Consider the following 14,445-nt stretch of genomic DNA (forward strand, 5'->3'; position numbering starts at 1 on the left):
GAAGGAAGATTCAGCATGGCTGCCACTGAGACCCTCGCCGCTGTCTCCGGTTCCATCGGTTCCGTCGGTTACGGCCTCTCGGCTATCGGCCCCGGCATCGGCGTCGGCATCATCTTCGGTAACGGCACCCAGGCTCTTGCCCGTCAGCCCGAGGCTGCCGGCCTGATCCGCGCCAACCAGATCCTCGGCTTCGCCTTCTGTGAGGCGCTGGCCCTCATCGGCATCGTCATGCCGTTCGTGTTCGGTACGAAGTAAGACTTCCCTACCGACACGTTTCGACGAAAGGCACTGATGTGATCGCCAACCTGGTGCAGCTGGCGGCCGAGGAAGAGCAGAACCCGCTCGTTCCTCCGGGCCCCGAGCTGCTCATCGGCACCATCGCCTTCGCCATCGTGTTCTTCTTCTTCTGGAAGAAGCTGCTTCCGAACATCAACAAGGTTCTGGAGGAGCGCCGCGCGGCGATCGAAGGCGGTATCGAAGAGGCCGAGACCATGAAGGTCGAGGCCCAGAGCGTCCTTGAGCAGTACAAGGCACAGCTCGCCGAGGCCCGGCACGAGGCCGCGCGCCTGCGCCAGGAGGCGCAGGAGCAGGGTGCCGCGCTCATCGCCGAGATGCGGGCCGAGGGCCAGCGTCAGCGCGAGGAGATCGTCGCCGCCGGTCACTCCCAGATCGAGGCCGACCGCAAGGCCGCCGCTTCCGCGCTGCGCCAGGACGTCGGCAAGCTCGCCACCGACCTGGCCGGCAAGCTCGTCGGGGAGTCCCTCGAGGACCACGCCCGCCAGAGCCGCGTGATCGACCGGTTCCTCGACGAGCTCGAGGAGAAGGCCGAGGCCGGACGATGAACGGAGCGAGCCGCGAGGCCCTGGCAGCCGCACGTGAGCGTCTCGACGCGCTGACGGACTCGACGTCCGTGAACGCGGGCTCGCTCGCCGACGAGCTGGCCGCCGTCACCGCGCTGCTCGACCGCGAGGTGTCGCTGCGTCGGGTCCTCACCGACCCGGCGCAGGCCGCAGAAGCCAAGGCCGAGCTGGCCCAGCGTCTGCTCGGCACCCAGGTCAGCGGCCCGGCCGCCGACCTGGTCGCCGGCATGGTGCGCTCCCGCTGGTCGCAGTCGCGCGACCTGGTGGACGCGCTGGAGGTGCTGGCCGCGACCGCCGACCTCACCGCCGCGCAGCAGGCCGGCAAGCTCGACGACGTCGAGGACGAGCTGTTCCGGTTCGGCCGGATCGTCTCCGGCAGCATGGATCTGCGTGCCGCGCTGACCGACCGCAAGGCCACCACCTCGGCCAAGGGCGAGCTGCTGCGCAGCCTGCTCGGCGGCCGGGCCCAGCCGGTCACCGAGCGTCTGGTCACGCGCCTTGTGACCGCGCCGCGGGGACGTAGCCTGGAGTCGGGACTGGAGTCCCTGTCCAAGCTCGCCGCCGAGCGCCGGGACCGCATGGTGGCCATCGTCACCTCGGCGGTGCCGCTGAGCGACCCGCAGAAGCAGCGCCTGGGCGCCGCCCTCGCGAAGCTCTACGGCCGCAAGATGCACCTGAACCTGGACGTGGACCCCGAGGTCCTCGGCGGAATCCGGGTGCAGGTCGGTGACGAGCTCATCAACGGCTCCCTCGCGGACCGCATCGAGGACGCAGGCCGCCGGCTCACCGGCTGAGCAGCAACTCAATAGGCAGTACGTACTTACGACGGCCCTGGTTGGGCCGTGCAGAAGAATCCTGGGGGTCGCCCCCAGACCCCCAAAGTGAAACTTCGGGCCCAACAAGGAGAGCAGGGAACCCAGATGGCGGAGCTCACGATCCGGCCGGAGGAGATCCGGGACGCGCTGGAGAACTTCGTCCAGGCGTACAAGCCGGACGCGGCCTCGCGCGAGGAGGTCGGTACGGTCACCTTCGCCGGCGACGGTATCGCGAAGGTCGAGGGTCTGCCCTCGGTCATGGCCAACGAGCTGCTGAAGTTCGAGGACGGCAGCCTCGGTCTCGCCCTCAACCTCGAGGAGCGCGAGATCGGCTGCGTCGTCCTCGGCGAGTTCAGCGGTATCGAGGAGGGTCAGCCGGTCTCCCGTACCGGTGAGGTTCTCTCCGTCGCGGTGGGCGAGGGCTACCTCGGCCGCGTGGTGGACCCCCTCGGCAACCCGATCGACGGCCTCGGCGAGATCGAGACCGAAGACCGTCGCGCCCTGGAGCTGCAGGCCCCGGGCGTCATGGTCCGCAAGTCGGTGCACGAGCCGATGGAGACGGGCTACAAGGCCGTCGACGCGATGACCCCGATCGGCCGTGGCCAGCGTCAGCTGATCATCGGTGACCGCCAGACCGGCAAGACCGCCCTGGCCGTCGACACCATCATCAACCAGCGTGACAACTGGCGCACGGGCGACCCGAACAAGCAGGTCCGCTGCATCTACGTCGCCATCGGCCAGAAGGGCTCCACCATCGCCGGTGTGCGCGGCGCTCTGGAAGAGGCCGGCGCGCTGGAGTACACGACCATCGTCGCCGCCCCGGCGTCCGACCCGGCCGGCTTCAAGTACCTGGCGCCGTACACCGGTTCGGCCATCGGCCAGCACTGGATGTACCAGGGCAAGCACGTCCTGATCATCTTCGACGACCTGTCGAAGCAGGCCGACGCCTACCGCGCCGTGTCGCTGCTGCTGCGCCGCCCGCCGGGCCGTGAGGCCTACCCGGGTGACGTCTTCTACCTGCACTCCCGTCTGCTGGAGCGCTGCGCGAAGCTCTCCGACGAGATGGGTGCCGGCTCGATGACCGGTCTGCCGATCGTCGAGACGAAGGCCAACGACGTCTCGGCGTTCATCCCGACCAACGTCATCTCCATCACCGACGGCCAGTGCTTCCTGGAGTCGGACCTGTTCAACGCCGGTCAGCGCCCCGCGCTGAACGTCGGTATCTCCGTCTCCCGAGTCGGTGGATCCGCGCAGCACAAGGCGATGAAGCAGGTCTCCGGCCGTCTGCGCGTGGACCTCGCCCAGTTCCGTGAGCTGGAGGCGTTCGCCGCCTTCGGTTCCGACCTGGACGCCGCGTCCAAGGCGCAGCTGGAGCGCGGTCAGCGCATGGTCGAGCTGCTGAAGCAGGCGCAGTACCAGCCGATGGCCACCGAGGACCAGGTCGTCTCCGTCTGGGCCGGCACCACCGGCAAGATGGACGACGTCCCCGTCGCCGACATCCGCCGCTTCGAGAAGGAGCTGCTGGAGTACCTGCACCGCAAGGAGCAGGGCCTGATGACCTCCATCCGCGAGGGCGGCAAGATGTCCGACGACACCCTCCAGGCCGTCGCCGAGGCCATCGTGGAGTTCAAGAAGCAGTTCGAGACCTCCGACGGCAAGCTGCTCGGCGAGGACACCCCGGCTGCCGGTAAGTGACGACGGAAGGGACCTGACTCATGGGAGCCCAGCTCCGGGTCTACAAGCGTCGCATCCGATCCGTCACCGCGACCAAGAAGATCACCAAGGCGATGGAGATGATCGCCGCCTCGCGCGTCGTCAAGGCGCAGCGCAAGGTGGCGGCCTCCACCCCGTACGCGACCGAGCTCACCCGGGCGGTCACGGCGGTCGCCGGCGGATCGAACACCAAGCACCCGCTCACGACTGAGCCGGAGAACCCGACCCGCGCCGCGGTCCTGCTCCTCACGAGCGACCGCGGTCTGGCCGGTGCCTTCAACTCCAACGCCATCAAGGCCGCGGAGAAGCTCACGGCGAAGCTCGAGGCCGAGGGCAAGGAGGTCGTCAGCTACATCGTCGGCCGCCGCGGTGTCGCCCACTACAACTTCCGCGAGCGCAAGATCGCGGAGTCGTTCACGGGCTTCACCGACGAGCCCTCGTACGCGGACGCCAAGAAGGTCGCGGCCCCGCTGATCGAGGCGATCGAGACGGAGACGGCCGAGGGCGGCGTGGACGAGCTCCACATCGTCTACACCGAGTTCGTGTCGATGATGACGCAGACGGCGATCGAGGCCCGGCTCCTGCCGCTCAGCCTCGACGAGGTCGCCGAGGAGGCCAAGCCCGCCAAGGGCGAGATCCTCCCGCTGTTCGACTTCGAGCCCTCGGCGGAGGACGTCCTGGACGCCCTGCTGCCGCGCTACGTCGAGAGCCGCATCTACAACGCGCTGCTCCAGTCGGCTGCCTCCAAGCACGCCGCCACGCGGCGCGCGATGAAGTCGGCCACCGACAACGCCGGAGAGCTCATCGAGACGCTCACCCGGCTTGCCAACCAGGCCCGCCAGGCCGAAATCACCCAGGAAATCAGCGAGATCGTCGGTGGCGCCAGTGCCCTGGCCGACGCGACCGCGGGGAGTGACTGACAAATGACCACCACTGTTGAGCCGACCGCTCCTGCTGGCGTGGCCACTGGCCGCGTCGCGCGGGTCATCGGCCCGGTCGTCGACGTGGAGTTCCCCGTCGACGCGATGCCGGAGATCTACAACGCCCTTCACGTCGAGGTCGCAGACCCGGCGCTGGCCGGCGAGAAGAAGACGCTGACCCTCGAGGTCGCCCAGCACCTGGGTGACGGCCTGGTCCGCGCCATCTCCATGCAGCCCACCGACGGCCTGGTCCGCCAGGCCCCGGTGACCGACACGGGTGCGGGCATCACCGTCCCGGTCGGCGACTTCACCAAGGGCAAGGTGTTCAACACCCTCGGTGAGGTGCTGAACAGCGACGAGACCCACGACGGCGAGCGCTGGTCCATCCACCGCAAGGCCCCCGCGTTCGACCAGCTCGAGTCGAAGACCGAGATGTTCGAGACGGGCCTGAAGGTCGTCGACCTGCTCACCCCGTACGTCAAGGGCGGCAAGATCGGTCTGTTCGGTGGTGCCGGTGTCGGCAAGACCGTGCTGATCCAGGAAATGATCATGCGTGTCGCCAACCTCCACGAGGGCGTCTCCGTCTTCGCGGGCGTCGGCGAGCGCACCCGTGAGGGCAACGACCTCATCGCGGAGATGGAAGAGTCCGGCGTTCTGGACAAGACCGCCCTGGTCTTCGGTCAGATGGACGAGCCCCCGGGCACCCGTCTGCGCGTGGCCCTGGCCGGCCTGACGATGGCGGAGTACTTCCGTGACGTCCAGAAGCAGGACGTGCTGTTCTTCATCGACAACATCTTCCGCTTCACCCAGGCCGGTTCCGAGGTGTCGACCCTGCTCGGCCGTATGCCCTCCGCGGTGGGCTACCAGCCGAACCTGGCCGACGAGATGGGCACCCTCCAGGAGCGCATCACCTCGACCCGTGGTCACTCGATCACCTCGATGCAGGCGATCTACGTCCCCGCGGACGACCTGACCGACCCGGCCCCGGCCACCACCTTCGCCCACCTCGACGCGACGACGGTTCTGTCCCGTCCGATCTCCGAGAAGGGCATCTACCCGGCCGTGGACCCGCTGGACTCGACGTCCCGCATCCTCGACCCGCGGTACATCTCGGCGGATCACTACAACGCCGCGATGCGCGTGAAGAACATCCTGCAGAAGTACAAGGACCTGCAGGACATCATCGCGATCCTCGGTATCGACGAGCTCGGCGAGGAGGACAAGCTCGTCGTCCACCGTGCCCGTCGCGTGGAGCGCTTCCTGTCCCAGAACACCCACGCCGCCAAGCAGTTCACCGGCGTGGACGGTTCGGACGTGCCGCTGGACGAGTCGATCGCCGCGTTCAACGCGATCTGCGACGGCGAGTACGACCACTTCCCGGAGCAGGCGTTCTTCATGTGCGGTGGTCTCGAGGACCTGAAGAAGAACGCGAAGGAGCTGGGCGTCTCCTGACCCGGGCAGCGCTCGAGTCATGAGGGGGCGGGGTTCGTCCCGCCCCCTCATTCACGCCTACTAGACTTGTAACCAACACCCGGCACTCCCGCCGGGTGGTGACCCGAGGAGCCACCCTTGGCTGCTGAGCTGCACGTCGCGCTGGTCGCGGCCGACCGTGAGGTCTGGTCCGGCCAGGCCACCCTGGTCGTCGCGCGCACCACGTCCGGCGACATCGGCGTCATGCCCGGTCACCAGCCGCTGCTCGGTGTGCTGGAGTCGGGCCCGGTGACCATCCGCACGAGTGAGGGCGGGACGGTCGTCGCCGCTGTGCACGGCGGATTCATCTCGTTCGCGGACGACAAGCTCTCGCTGCTGGCGGAAGTCGCCGAGCTGTCGGACGAGATCGATGTCCAGCGCGCGGAGCAGGAGCTCGAGCGCGCGAAGGCGGAGGACGACGCGGAGGCCCAGCGCCGCGCTGACGTCCGTCTGCGGGCTGCGACGGCGGCGCGCTGACCCTGTCCGCCGCGTGATGATGTCACTCAGCCGCGGCTGGGTACCGGAGAGATCCGGGCCCGGCCGCGGCTGAGGCGGATGTGGGTGATTTTTACGTTCCGTTACCTAGGAGACGAGGAGGTCGGTGTCGATGGTCCTCGCTCTGACTGTGTGCGGAATCGTGGTGGCCCTCGTGGTGGTGGGCCTGTTCGTCTTCGGCCTGCGCCGCCGGCTGATCCAGCGGTCGGGCGGCACCTTCGACGCCAGCATGCGCTGGGACGCCCCGGCCGAGGGAGACACCAACGGCAAGGGCTGGGCGTACGGGGTGTCCCGGTACAACGGTGACCGAGTCGAGTGGTACCGCGTCTTCTCGTACTCGCCGCGTCCGCGCCGCGTCCTGGAGCGGTCCGCGATCGAGGTGGCCGGCCGCAGGGTGCCGGAGGGCGAGGAGGAGCTGGCGCTCCTCTCCGACCATGTGATCCTGGCCTGTGTGCACCGGGGCACGCGTCTGGAACTCGCGATGAGCGAAGACGCGCTGACCGGTTTTCTGGCGTGGCTGGAGGCAGCCCCGCCCGGACAGCGGGTGAACGTGGCGTAGGCACGTTCACCCGCTGGGTGGGGGTCCCCCCGGACGAAGTCTGGGGGGAGCGTCAATGTCGCCTAGGGTCTACGACCCTTCGAACTTTCCTGTGATCCGGCCTACTTCAGGCCGCTGTCGATGGCGTTCGCCAGCTCTCCGTTCGCGGTGTCGCCGCTGAACTCCCAGAAGAACGCGCCGCCTAGCCCCTGGTTCTTCGCCCAGGTCATCTTCCCGGCGATCGTGGCCGGAGTGTCGTACGACCACCAGTTGCCGCCGCAGTGCGCGTACGCCGTGCCGGCGATGGTGCCGGTCACCGGGCAGGAGTTCTTCAGGATTTTGTAGTCCTCGATGCCCGCCTCGTACGTGCCCGGAGCGGCGCCGGTCGCCGAGCCGCCCGGGGCCGACTGGGTGACGCCGGTCCAGCCGCGGCCGTAGAAGCCTATGCCGAGGAGGAGCTTCTTGGCGGGGACGCCCTTCGACTTCAGCTTGGCGATCGCGTCGGCCGAGTTGAAGCCCGCCTGCGGGATCCCCGGGTAGGACGTGAGCGGGGAGTGCGGGGCGGTCGGACCGTCCTTGTCGAAGGCGCCGAAGTAGTCGTACGTCATCACGTTGTACCAGTCGAGGTACTGGGCGGCGCCGCCGTAGTCGGCCGCGTCGATCTTGCCGCCGGAGGAGCCGTCGGCGGTGATGGCCGCGGTGACCAGGTAGTTCGGGCCGAACTCGTTCCGCAGGGCCTGCGAGAGGTTCTTGAAGGCCGCCGGACCGGAGGTGTCGCAGGTCAGGCCGCAGGCGTTCGGGTACTCCCAGTCGATGTCGATGCCGTCGAAGACGTCGGCCCAGCGCGGGTCCTCCACGACGGCCTTGCAGGACTTGGCGAACGCGGCCGCGTTCTGCGCCGCCTGGCCGAAGCCGCCCGAGTAGGTCCAGCCGCCGAAGGAGTACAGCACCTTGATGTGCGGGTACTTGGCCTTCAGCTGGCGCAGCTGGTTGAAGTTGCCGCGCAGCGGCTGGTCCCAGGTGTCGGCGGTGCCGCTGACGGACTGGTCGGCCGTGTAGGCCTTGTCGTAGGCGGCGTAGGTGTCGTCGACGGTGCACTGGCCGTTCTTGACGTTGCCGAACGCGTAGTTGATGTGGGTGATCTTCGAGGCCGTGCCCGACGTCACGAGGTTCTTGACGTGGTAGTTGCGGCCGTAGACGCCCCACTCGGTGAAGTAGCCGAGCTTGACCTTGTCGCCGGTGGGCGGGGGCTCGGTGGTGCCGCCGGTGGTGCGGACGCGGACGGAGCCGCTGACCGGGCCGGTCTGGTCGGCGGTGTCACGGGCCTGGACGGAGTAGGAGTAGTCGGTGCCCTTGGTAAGGCCGGTGTCCGTGTACGAGGTCGTCGTCACGGTGGCGACCTTGGCGCCGTCGCGCAGGACGTCGTAGTTCTTGACGCCCTTGTCGTCGGTGGCGGCGGACCAGGACAGCTTCACCGAGGTATCGGTGATGCCGGAGGCGGTCGGGGTGCCGGGGGCGCTGGGCGTGCTGTCGCCGGGCTCCGTGGTGCCGCCGTCGCAGCTGCCGCCGTTGAGCTTGCAGTGGGCGGGGGAGCCGGAGCCGGAACCGTTGAACCCGAAGGTGACGGAGGCCCCGGGGGCGAGGGTGCCGTTCCAGGACTTGTTCTTCGCGGTCCAGTGGGTGCCGGAGGAGGTGACGTCGGCGTCCCAGGAGGAGGTGACGGAGGTGCCGGAGGGGAAGTCCCACTCGACGGTCCAGGAGCTGAGGGTCGTGGTGCCGGTGTTCTTCACCGTCCACTTGCCCTCGAAACCGGAGCCCCAGTCCTGGGTCTTGGCGTAGGTCGCGGTGGCGGATGTGGCCGCCTGGGCCGGGCTCGCCAGGCCGACGAGGCCGGCGAAGGGGAGCAACAGGGTCGCGAACCCTGCCGCGGCTCTGTGTCTGAAGCGCATGCTGCGCCTCCTTGATGGAGTTGTGGGGGCGTGACTGAGCCTCACGCCCACTCATGGTGCGGTGAGAATAGAAAGGTCTGAACCACCGGTCAATAGGTCTGGACCACCACGCACCGAACTCGATTCAGACGCCCAACTCCTGCGCCAGCACGGCGGCTTGCACCCGGCTCCGCAGCCCCAGCTTTCCGAGCAGCCTGCTGACATGGGTTTTCACGGTCGCCTCGGCCATGTCGAGCCGCTCCGCGATGCCCGCGTTGGACAGACCCCGGCCGAGACAGGACAGCACCTCGCGCTCCCGCCGGGTCAGCTGTTCCAGCACCGCCGGATCGGCCGCGGGCTCCCGGGCGGGCTTCGCGGCGAACTCCGCGATCAGCCGCCGCGTCACCGCCGGCGCGATCAGCCCCTCCCCGCGCGCCACCGTCCGCACGGCCTCCAGCAGCTCGCCCGCCTCGGTGTTCTTCAGCAGGAAGCCGGACGCACCCGCCCGCAGGGCCCCGAAGACGTACTCGTCGAGGTCGAAGGTGGTCAGCACCAGCACGTCGGCGAGCCGCTCGGAGACGACCTGCCGCGTCGCCGACACCCCGTCCAGACGCGGCATCTGAACGTCCATCAGCACCAGGTCCGGCCGCAGCTCGCGGGCCAGCGCCACCGCCTGCTCGCCGTCCGCCGCCTCGCCGACCACCTCAATGTCGGGCGCGCTGCGCAGGATGAGGACGAGCCCGGCGCGGACGGCGGACTGGTCCTCGGCGACCAGGACGCGGATCATGCGGTGTCTCCTTCGAGGCTGTGGCTGACGGGGAGGGTGGCGCGTACCACCCAGATCTTGCCGTCGGGCGAGTCCTCGGGGGCGGCTTCGAACGTGCCGTCCAGCAGGGCCACCCGTTCTCTCATGCCGACCAGACCCGCGCCGGAGCCGGGGGCGCGCGGGGCGTCCCGGTCCCCGTAGGGGCTGGTCACGCTGACGACGAGGGAGCCGTCCCGCCGGGCGAGGGACACGGTGACCCGGCCCGGGGCGGCGTGCTTGAGCGCGTTGGTCAGCGACTCCTGCACGATGCGGTAAGCGGCGAGCTCGACGGGGGCGGGCACTTCGCTCCGTTCGGCGTCGAGGGTGACGTCGAGGCCGTTGGTGCGGGCGCCGTCCACCAGCGCACCGAGACCGTCGAGCGTGGGAGCGGCGGACGGTTCCACGTCGCCGCTGCTGTCGCGCAGGATGCCGATCAGCCGCCGCATCTCGGCGAGACCCTCCACGCTGTTCTCGCGGATGACCTTAAGCGCCTCCTGAGAGGTCTTCGGATCGTCGAGGGACAGCGCCGCGGTGGAGTGGATGGCGATCGCGGACAGGTGGTTGGCGACCATGTCGTGCAGCTCGCGGGCCATCCGGGCCCGTTCGGCGGTGACCGCCTGGGTGCGGTCCATCTCGGCGAGCAGCGCGGTCTGTTCGGCGCGCAGCCGGGCCGCCTCGGCCGCGTCGCGGTGGGTACGGACGATCAGGCCGGTGGCGGCGGGGCCGAAGGACACGAGGCCGGTGATCACGCCGATCAGCAGCGCCTCGGGCTCGCGCCAGACCGCGAACGGCACCACCGCGGCGGCCACCGAGAGCAGCCCGGTGATCCGCGGGATGCGGTGGGCCGACGCGGGCGGGCCGTACAGCACGGCCGCGTACATCAGGTCGGTGTACATCAGGATCGTGACCAGGTTGCCCTGGGTGACGGTGTCCAGGACGATCGCGGGCGTGCCGATCAGCAGAGCGGTGCGGGGGGCGCTCCGGCGCAGCAGCTCGCAGCCCGCCATGACGACGAGCGGCAGCAGCACCGGCCAGGGCCCGGGCAGGAGCACATACGCCTCGGTGTGCGGCCGGGTGGCCAGGCCCACGCCCCACAGCAGCAACCCGCCGAGCAGGCCGCCCAGCGCGACGTGGACGTCGAAACGGCGGGGACGGGGGAGTCGTACGGCCATGTCACCATCCAACACGGCCGTCGCGCCCCGCGCGTGATCCCCGCGGAGGGTCCCCGGCTGCATCCTTCGATGTACTGCGGTTTCGTCAGTCGCGACGACGATTCCGGGCGCGCCGCACGGGAGCCTGAGGAGGTGACCGAGAGGAGCGAACCGTGATCGTCGCATTGATCGCCGCCTGCGAGATCGGCTTCTGGGTGCTGCTGGCGGCCGGCCTGGGCGCCCGCTACCTGCTGCGCATGCCACGGCTGGGCCTCGGCCTGCTGCTGTGCGAGCCGCTGCTGGAGGTCGTCCTGCTGGTCGCCACCGCGCTGGACCTGAAGAACGGTGCCGAGCCGAACTGGACGCACGGCCTGGCCGCGCTGTACATCGGCTACACCGTCGGGCACGGCCACCGCACGGTGAAGTGGCTGGACGGCCACGCCGCCCACCGGCTGGGCGGCGCCCCGAAGCCGGTCGGCCCACCGCGGTACGGCATGGCCCGGGCCCGGTACGAGGGCAAGGTCTGGCTGGGCACGCTGGTGGGCGCCGCCGTCGCGACCGTGCTCCTCCAGCTGGCGATCTGGTATGTGGACGACCCGAGCCGCGTGACCTCCCTGGAGAGCTGGCGCTACGTGGCCTGGCGTGCGGCCGGGATCCACGGACTGGTCGCGCTGAGCTACCTGGTCTGGCCGCGGAAGGCTCCCGCGGGGGAAGCCGAGAAGCAGATCGACAAGGAGAGGGTGCGACGATAGGCCGGTTCCTCGGCTGCCGGTGAGTCGTGGCTTGTCGCGCCCACGCGGCGGAGCCGCAGATCGACATCAGCCCCGCGCCCCTTTCGGGGCGCTTCTAACGCTCCCCGCCCGGCACCCACAACACGTCTCCGACCTGCTTGTTCGCCGTCCTCGCGAGGATGAACAGCAGGTCGGAGAGGCGGTTGAGGTAGGTCGCCGTCAGCGGGTTCATCACCTCTCCGTGCACCTCCAGCGCCGCCCATGTGGAGCGTTCCGCCCGGCGTACGACCGTGCAGGCCTGGTGGAGCAGGGCCGCGCCCGGGGTGCCGCCGGGGAGGATGAAGGAGCGGAGCTTCTCCAACTGCTCGTTGAAGCGGTCGCAGTCCGCCTCCAGCTTGTCGATGTAGAACTGCTCGACCCGCAGGGGCGGGAACTCCGGGTTCTCCACCACCGGCGTCGACAGGTCCGCACCCACGTCGAACAGGTCGTTCTGGACGCGGGTGAGGACCTTGACGAGCTCCTCGTCCAGACCGCCCAGCGCGATCGCCGTGCCGATCACCGCGTTCGCCTCGTTGGCGTCGGCGTACGCGGAGATCCGCAGGTCGGTCTTGGCGACCCGGCTCATGTCGCCGAGAGCGGTGGTGCCCTGGTCGCCGGTCCTGGTGTAGATGCGCGTCAGATTGACCATGTGGCCAGCGTAGTTAGGGTCAGGCGGTTCGGAACACGCGTGTGCCCACTGTCACGGACAGCGCCGTGAGACCGACGGCCACCAGCGCGCCGTAGAGCATGTGGGGTGTGGCGTAGCTGCCGACGTAGGCGTCCCGCACCGCGTCCACCAGATAGCGGAACGGCATGAGGTGCGAAAGGGCGTCCAGCCAGGCCGGCCCCAGGGTCATCGGCAGCATCAGGCCCGACAGCAGCATGGACGGCATGGTTAGCGCGTTGATCGCGGGGCCGAAGCTCTGCGGGGTGTCCATCCTCATCGCCAGCGCGTACGACAGGGCGGCCAGCGAGAGCGTGAGCAGGGCGACGAAGGCGAAGCCGATCAGCACCCCGGCCAGGGGTGCCCGCAGGCCCATCGCCACCGCCGCCAGCACCAGCAGCACGGCCTGGAAGACGAACACCGTGGCGTCCCGCAGCACCCGGCCCAGCAGCAGGGCCAGCCGGCTGACCGGGGTGACGCGCATGCGCTCGACCACGCCGTGCCCCTTCTCGATGATGATCGAGAAGCCCGCGAAGGACGCCCCGAACAGGCCGAGTTGGAGCAGCAGGCCCGGGACGAGCACCTGCCAGGAGCTGCCTCCCGCGCCGAGCGGCAGGTCGGTGAGCAGCGGGCCGAAGAACAGCAGGTACAGCAGCGGCATGAGCACGCCGAAGAGCAGCGCGAAGCGCGAGCGCAGTGACTGGCGGAGGTAGCGCCCGTAGACGAGGGCGGTGTCGTGCAGCAGCATTCCCGGACTCCTATACGGCTACGGGGGCGGCGTCGGCCGGCGCGGCGCTGCGGCCGGTGATGGCGAGGAACGTGTCCTGGAGCGAGGCGTCGAGCGAGCCGCCGTACCGCAGCTTCAGCGCGCTCGGGGTGCCCTCGGCGACGACCACGCCGTGGTCCACGACGACCAGCCGGTCGGAGAGGGCGTCGGCCTCGTCGAGGTAGTGCGTGGTCAGGAAGACCGTCGTGCCGTGCTCGTCGCGCAGCCGGCGCACCAGTTCCCACAGGTCGGCGCGGCTGCCGGGGTCGAGACCGGTCGTCGGCTCGTCGAGGAACAGCACCTTCGGGCGGTGGGTGAGCGCCATCGCGATGTCCAGCCGCCGCCGCTGACCGCCGGACAGTGCGCCGCACTTGCGGTCGAGGAGCCCGGTGAGGTCCAGGTCGCGGGCCAGTTCCCCGGCGCGCTCGACGGCCTGCGCCCTGGTCAGCCGGTACAGCCGCCCCTGGGTGACCAGCTCCTCCCGCACGCTGATCTGCGGATCGACGCCGCCGGACTGCGCCACGTAGCCGCAGGCCCGCCGCACCCCGGCCGGGTCCGTGGCCAGGTCGTGGCCCGCGACTGTGGCGGCCCCGCCGGTCGGCTCCAGCAGGGTCGTCAGCATCCGCAGGGTCGTCGTCTTGCCGGCCCCGTTCGGGCCGAGGAAGCCGAGGATCTCGCCCTCGCGGACGGTCAGGTCGATCGAGCGCACGGCCTCCACGGGGCCGTTCTTGGTCAGGAAGGTACGGGCCAGCCCGGCCGTACTGATGATTGCCATGACCCCAGAAAAACAGAGTCTCTTAAAGTTTGCAATGACCCCAACTTTTCAGAGCCTCCAGGGAAGTTAGGATTCGGACATGGCTGAGGGGCTCAGGGAACGGAAGAAGCGCGAGACCAGGCAGCGCATCTCGGACATCGCCACCGGGCTCTTCCTGGAGCACGGGTTCGTGACGGTGACGATCGCCGAGGTGGCGGACGCCGCCGACGTCTCCGTGAACACCGTCTACAACTACTTCCCGGCCAAGGAGGACCTCTTCTTCGACCGCTCGCAGGGCGTCGTCGACCGGCTCTCGCGCTGGGTGCGCGGCCGGGACACGGGGGAGTCGGCCACCCGGGCGGTGCTGCGCGAGCTGCGCGCCGAGATCGAGGCCGTCTCGCCCCGTATGGGCCTCATCGAGGGCTACGACCGTTTCATGCGCTGCATCGAAGAGGCGCCACCGCTGCGCTCCCGGCTGTGGAGCATGCAGCAGGAACTCCAGGAGAACCTGGAGGCGACCCTCCGCGAGGAGACCGGCGCCACCGCCGGCGACCCGCTGCCCGGGCTGATCGCCGGTCAGATCTGCTGGGTCCACGGCACCCTTTTCGTCGCGATCGGCCGCGAGATGGTCAAGGGGCGCAACCCGGACGAAGTGTCGCGGGAGATGCTCGTCGTTCTCGACGACATCGAGGAGCTGTTGGGCGAGAAGGTGCTCAACTACGCCGTCCGAGGCGGCGAATGACCCCTGGTGGTGTGACGTCCGTCATGTGAGACGTGACGCGCATTACTTACTGGT

General features: G+C 69.4%; 16 protein-coding genes. 10 read left to right on the forward strand and 6 right to left on the reverse strand.

From position 1 onward, the window contains the following. Positions 1–15 precede the first annotated feature (15 nt). From ACFY5B_RS35355 to ACFY5B_RS35390, 8 genes are all read left to right on the forward strand, one after another. Positions 16–255, forward strand: a complete 240-nt coding sequence (locus ACFY5B_RS35355) for an ATP synthase subunit C (protein WP_053670587.1) — start codon at positions 16–18, stop codon at positions 253–255. Positions 256–293: 38 nt separating this feature from the next. Then, a complete protein-coding gene (locus ACFY5B_RS35360) occupies positions 294–842 on the forward strand; it encodes a F0F1 ATP synthase subunit B (RefSeq protein WP_389977940.1) in 549 nt (182 codons plus the stop codon). Then, positions 839–1,654, forward strand: coding sequence for a F0F1 ATP synthase subunit delta (locus ACFY5B_RS35365; protein ID WP_389977942.1), 816 nt, complete (start codon positions 839–841; stop codon positions 1,652–1,654). Before ACFY5B_RS35360 ends, ACFY5B_RS35365 begins: the two co-directional genes overlap by 4 nt. A 126-nt stretch (positions 1,655–1,780) precedes the next feature. Then, positions 1,781–3,370 (forward strand): F0F1 ATP synthase subunit alpha, encoded by a 1,590-nt coding sequence (gene atpA / locus ACFY5B_RS35370; RefSeq protein ID WP_389977944.1) that lies wholly within the window; start codon positions 1,781–1,783, stop codon positions 3,368–3,370. A gap of 20 nt (positions 3,371–3,390) precedes the next feature. Beyond that, the gene (locus tag ACFY5B_RS35375; protein WP_389977947.1) at positions 3,391–4,308 is read left to right on the forward strand and encodes a F0F1 ATP synthase subunit gamma; all 918 of its coding nucleotides are present in this window, start codon (positions 3,391–3,393) and stop codon (positions 4,306–4,308) included. A gap of 3 nt (positions 4,309–4,311) precedes the next feature. Next, on the forward strand, positions 4,312–5,760 hold the full coding sequence (gene atpD / locus ACFY5B_RS35380; protein ID WP_389977950.1) for a F0F1 ATP synthase subunit beta: 1,449 nt from the start codon (positions 4,312–4,314) through the stop codon (positions 5,758–5,760). Between the two features lie 117 nt (positions 5,761–5,877). Continuing rightward, the gene (locus ACFY5B_RS35385; protein ID WP_033312984.1) at positions 5,878–6,255 is read left to right on the forward strand and encodes a F0F1 ATP synthase subunit epsilon; all 378 of its coding nucleotides are present in this window, start codon (positions 5,878–5,880) and stop codon (positions 6,253–6,255) included. A 130-nt stretch (positions 6,256–6,385) separates the two neighbouring features. Continuing rightward, positions 6,386–6,832, forward strand: a complete 447-nt coding sequence (locus ACFY5B_RS35390) for a DUF2550 domain-containing protein (RefSeq protein ID WP_389977953.1) — start codon at positions 6,386–6,388, stop codon at positions 6,830–6,832. A 101-nt stretch (positions 6,833–6,933) separates the two neighbouring features. Here ACFY5B_RS35390 and ACFY5B_RS35395 read toward each other — a convergent pair whose 3' ends face one another. From ACFY5B_RS35395 to ACFY5B_RS35405, 3 genes are all read right to left on the reverse strand, one after another. Next, entirely contained in the window at positions 6,934–8,760 is a 1,827-nt protein-coding gene (locus tag ACFY5B_RS35395; RefSeq protein ID WP_389977956.1) for a glycosyl hydrolase family 18 protein, read from the reverse strand. A 124-nt stretch (positions 8,761–8,884) separates the two neighbouring features. Continuing rightward, positions 8,885–9,526, reverse strand: a complete 642-nt coding sequence (locus ACFY5B_RS35400; protein ID WP_389977959.1) for a response regulator — start codon at positions 9,524–9,526, stop codon at positions 8,885–8,887. Then, positions 9,523–10,716, reverse strand: a complete 1,194-nt coding sequence (locus ACFY5B_RS35405; protein ID WP_389977962.1) for a sensor histidine kinase — start codon at positions 10,714–10,716, stop codon at positions 9,523–9,525. The genes ACFY5B_RS35400 and ACFY5B_RS35405 overlap by 4 nt, the downstream gene beginning before the upstream one ends. Positions 10,717–10,868: 152 nt before the next feature. On the opposite strand from ACFY5B_RS35405, the gene ACFY5B_RS35410 reads away from it, so the two are divergent. Further along, on the forward strand, positions 10,869–11,447 hold the full coding sequence (locus ACFY5B_RS35410; protein ID WP_389977965.1) for a hypothetical protein: 579 nt from the start codon (positions 10,869–10,871) through the stop codon (positions 11,445–11,447). 94 nt (positions 11,448–11,541) lie between these two features. Here the strand turns inward: ACFY5B_RS35410 and ACFY5B_RS35415 are convergent, their stop codons facing one another. The 3 genes from ACFY5B_RS35415 to ACFY5B_RS35425 are packed head-to-tail and all read right to left on the reverse strand — an operon-like array spanning position 11,542 to position 13,670. After that, positions 11,542–12,114, reverse strand: a complete 573-nt coding sequence (locus tag ACFY5B_RS35415) for a cob(I)yrinic acid a,c-diamide adenosyltransferase (protein ID WP_107455430.1) — start codon at positions 12,112–12,114, stop codon at positions 11,542–11,544. A gap of 19 nt (positions 12,115–12,133) precedes the next feature. Then, positions 12,134–12,877, reverse strand: coding sequence for an ABC transporter permease (locus tag ACFY5B_RS35420; RefSeq protein ID WP_107455429.1), 744 nt, complete (start codon positions 12,875–12,877; stop codon positions 12,134–12,136). Between the two features lie 10 nt (positions 12,878–12,887). Further along, positions 12,888–13,670: an ABC transporter ATP-binding protein gene (locus ACFY5B_RS35425; RefSeq protein ID WP_389977969.1), complete on the reverse strand. Its 783-nt coding sequence runs from the start codon at positions 13,668–13,670 to the stop codon at positions 12,888–12,890. A gap of 79 nt (positions 13,671–13,749) precedes the next feature. On the opposite strand from ACFY5B_RS35425, the gene ACFY5B_RS35430 reads away from it, so the two are divergent. After that, positions 13,750–14,391 carry a TetR/AcrR family transcriptional regulator gene (locus ACFY5B_RS35430; protein ID WP_389977972.1) on the forward strand — a complete coding sequence of 214 codons (642 nt, stop codon included), beginning with the start codon at positions 13,750–13,752 and terminating at the stop codon, positions 14,389–14,391. Positions 14,392–14,445: the final 54 nt, after the last annotated feature.

Origin of the sequence: Streptomyces sp. NPDC013187, assembly GCF_042899705.1 — a bacterium.
GTDB classification, from domain to species: Bacteria; Actinomycetota; Actinomycetes; order Streptomycetales; family Streptomycetaceae; genus Streptomyces; species Streptomyces hawaiiensis_A.

Bases quoted from the DNA above. Each gene is read 5' to 3' on its own strand.
- ACFY5B_RS35355 (WP_053670587.1), top strand. From the start codon at position 16: ATGGCTGCCACTGAGACCCTCGCCGCTGTCTCCGGTTCCATCGGTTCC.
- ACFY5B_RS35365 (WP_389977942.1), top strand. From the start codon at position 839: ATGAACGGAGCGAGCCGCGAGGCCCTGGCAGCCGCACGTGAGCGTCTC.
- atpA (WP_389977944.1), top strand. From the start codon at position 1,781: ATGGCGGAGCTCACGATCCGGCCGGAGGAGATCCGGGACGCGCTGGAG.
- ACFY5B_RS35375 (WP_389977947.1), top strand. From the start codon at position 3,391: ATGGGAGCCCAGCTCCGGGTCTACAAGCGTCGCATCCGATCCGTCACC.
- atpD (WP_389977950.1), top strand. From the start codon at position 4,312: ATGACCACCACTGTTGAGCCGACCGCTCCTGCTGGCGTGGCCACTGGC.
- ACFY5B_RS35390 (WP_389977953.1), top strand. From the start codon at position 6,386: ATGGTCCTCGCTCTGACTGTGTGCGGAATCGTGGTGGCCCTCGTGGTG.
- ACFY5B_RS35395 (WP_389977956.1), bottom strand. From the start codon at position 8,760: ATGCGCTTCAGACACAGAGCCGCGGCAGGGTTCGCGACCCTGTTGCTC.
- ACFY5B_RS35400 (WP_389977959.1), bottom strand. From the start codon at position 9,526: ATGATCCGCGTCCTGGTCGCCGAGGACCAGTCCGCCGTCCGCGCCGGG.
- ACFY5B_RS35405 (WP_389977962.1), bottom strand. From the start codon at position 10,716: ATGGCCGTACGACTCCCCCGTCCCCGCCGTTTCGACGTCCACGTCGCG.
- ACFY5B_RS35415 (WP_107455430.1), bottom strand. From the start codon at position 12,114: ATGGTCAATCTGACGCGCATCTACACCAGGACCGGCGACCAGGGCACC.
- ACFY5B_RS35420 (WP_107455429.1), bottom strand. From the start codon at position 12,877: ATGCTGCTGCACGACACCGCCCTCGTCTACGGGCGCTACCTCCGCCAG.
- ACFY5B_RS35425 (WP_389977969.1), bottom strand. From the start codon at position 13,670: ATGGCAATCATCAGTACGGCCGGGCTGGCCCGTACCTTCCTGACCAAG.
- ACFY5B_RS35430 (WP_389977972.1), top strand. From the start codon at position 13,750: ATGGCTGAGGGGCTCAGGGAACGGAAGAAGCGCGAGACCAGGCAGCGC.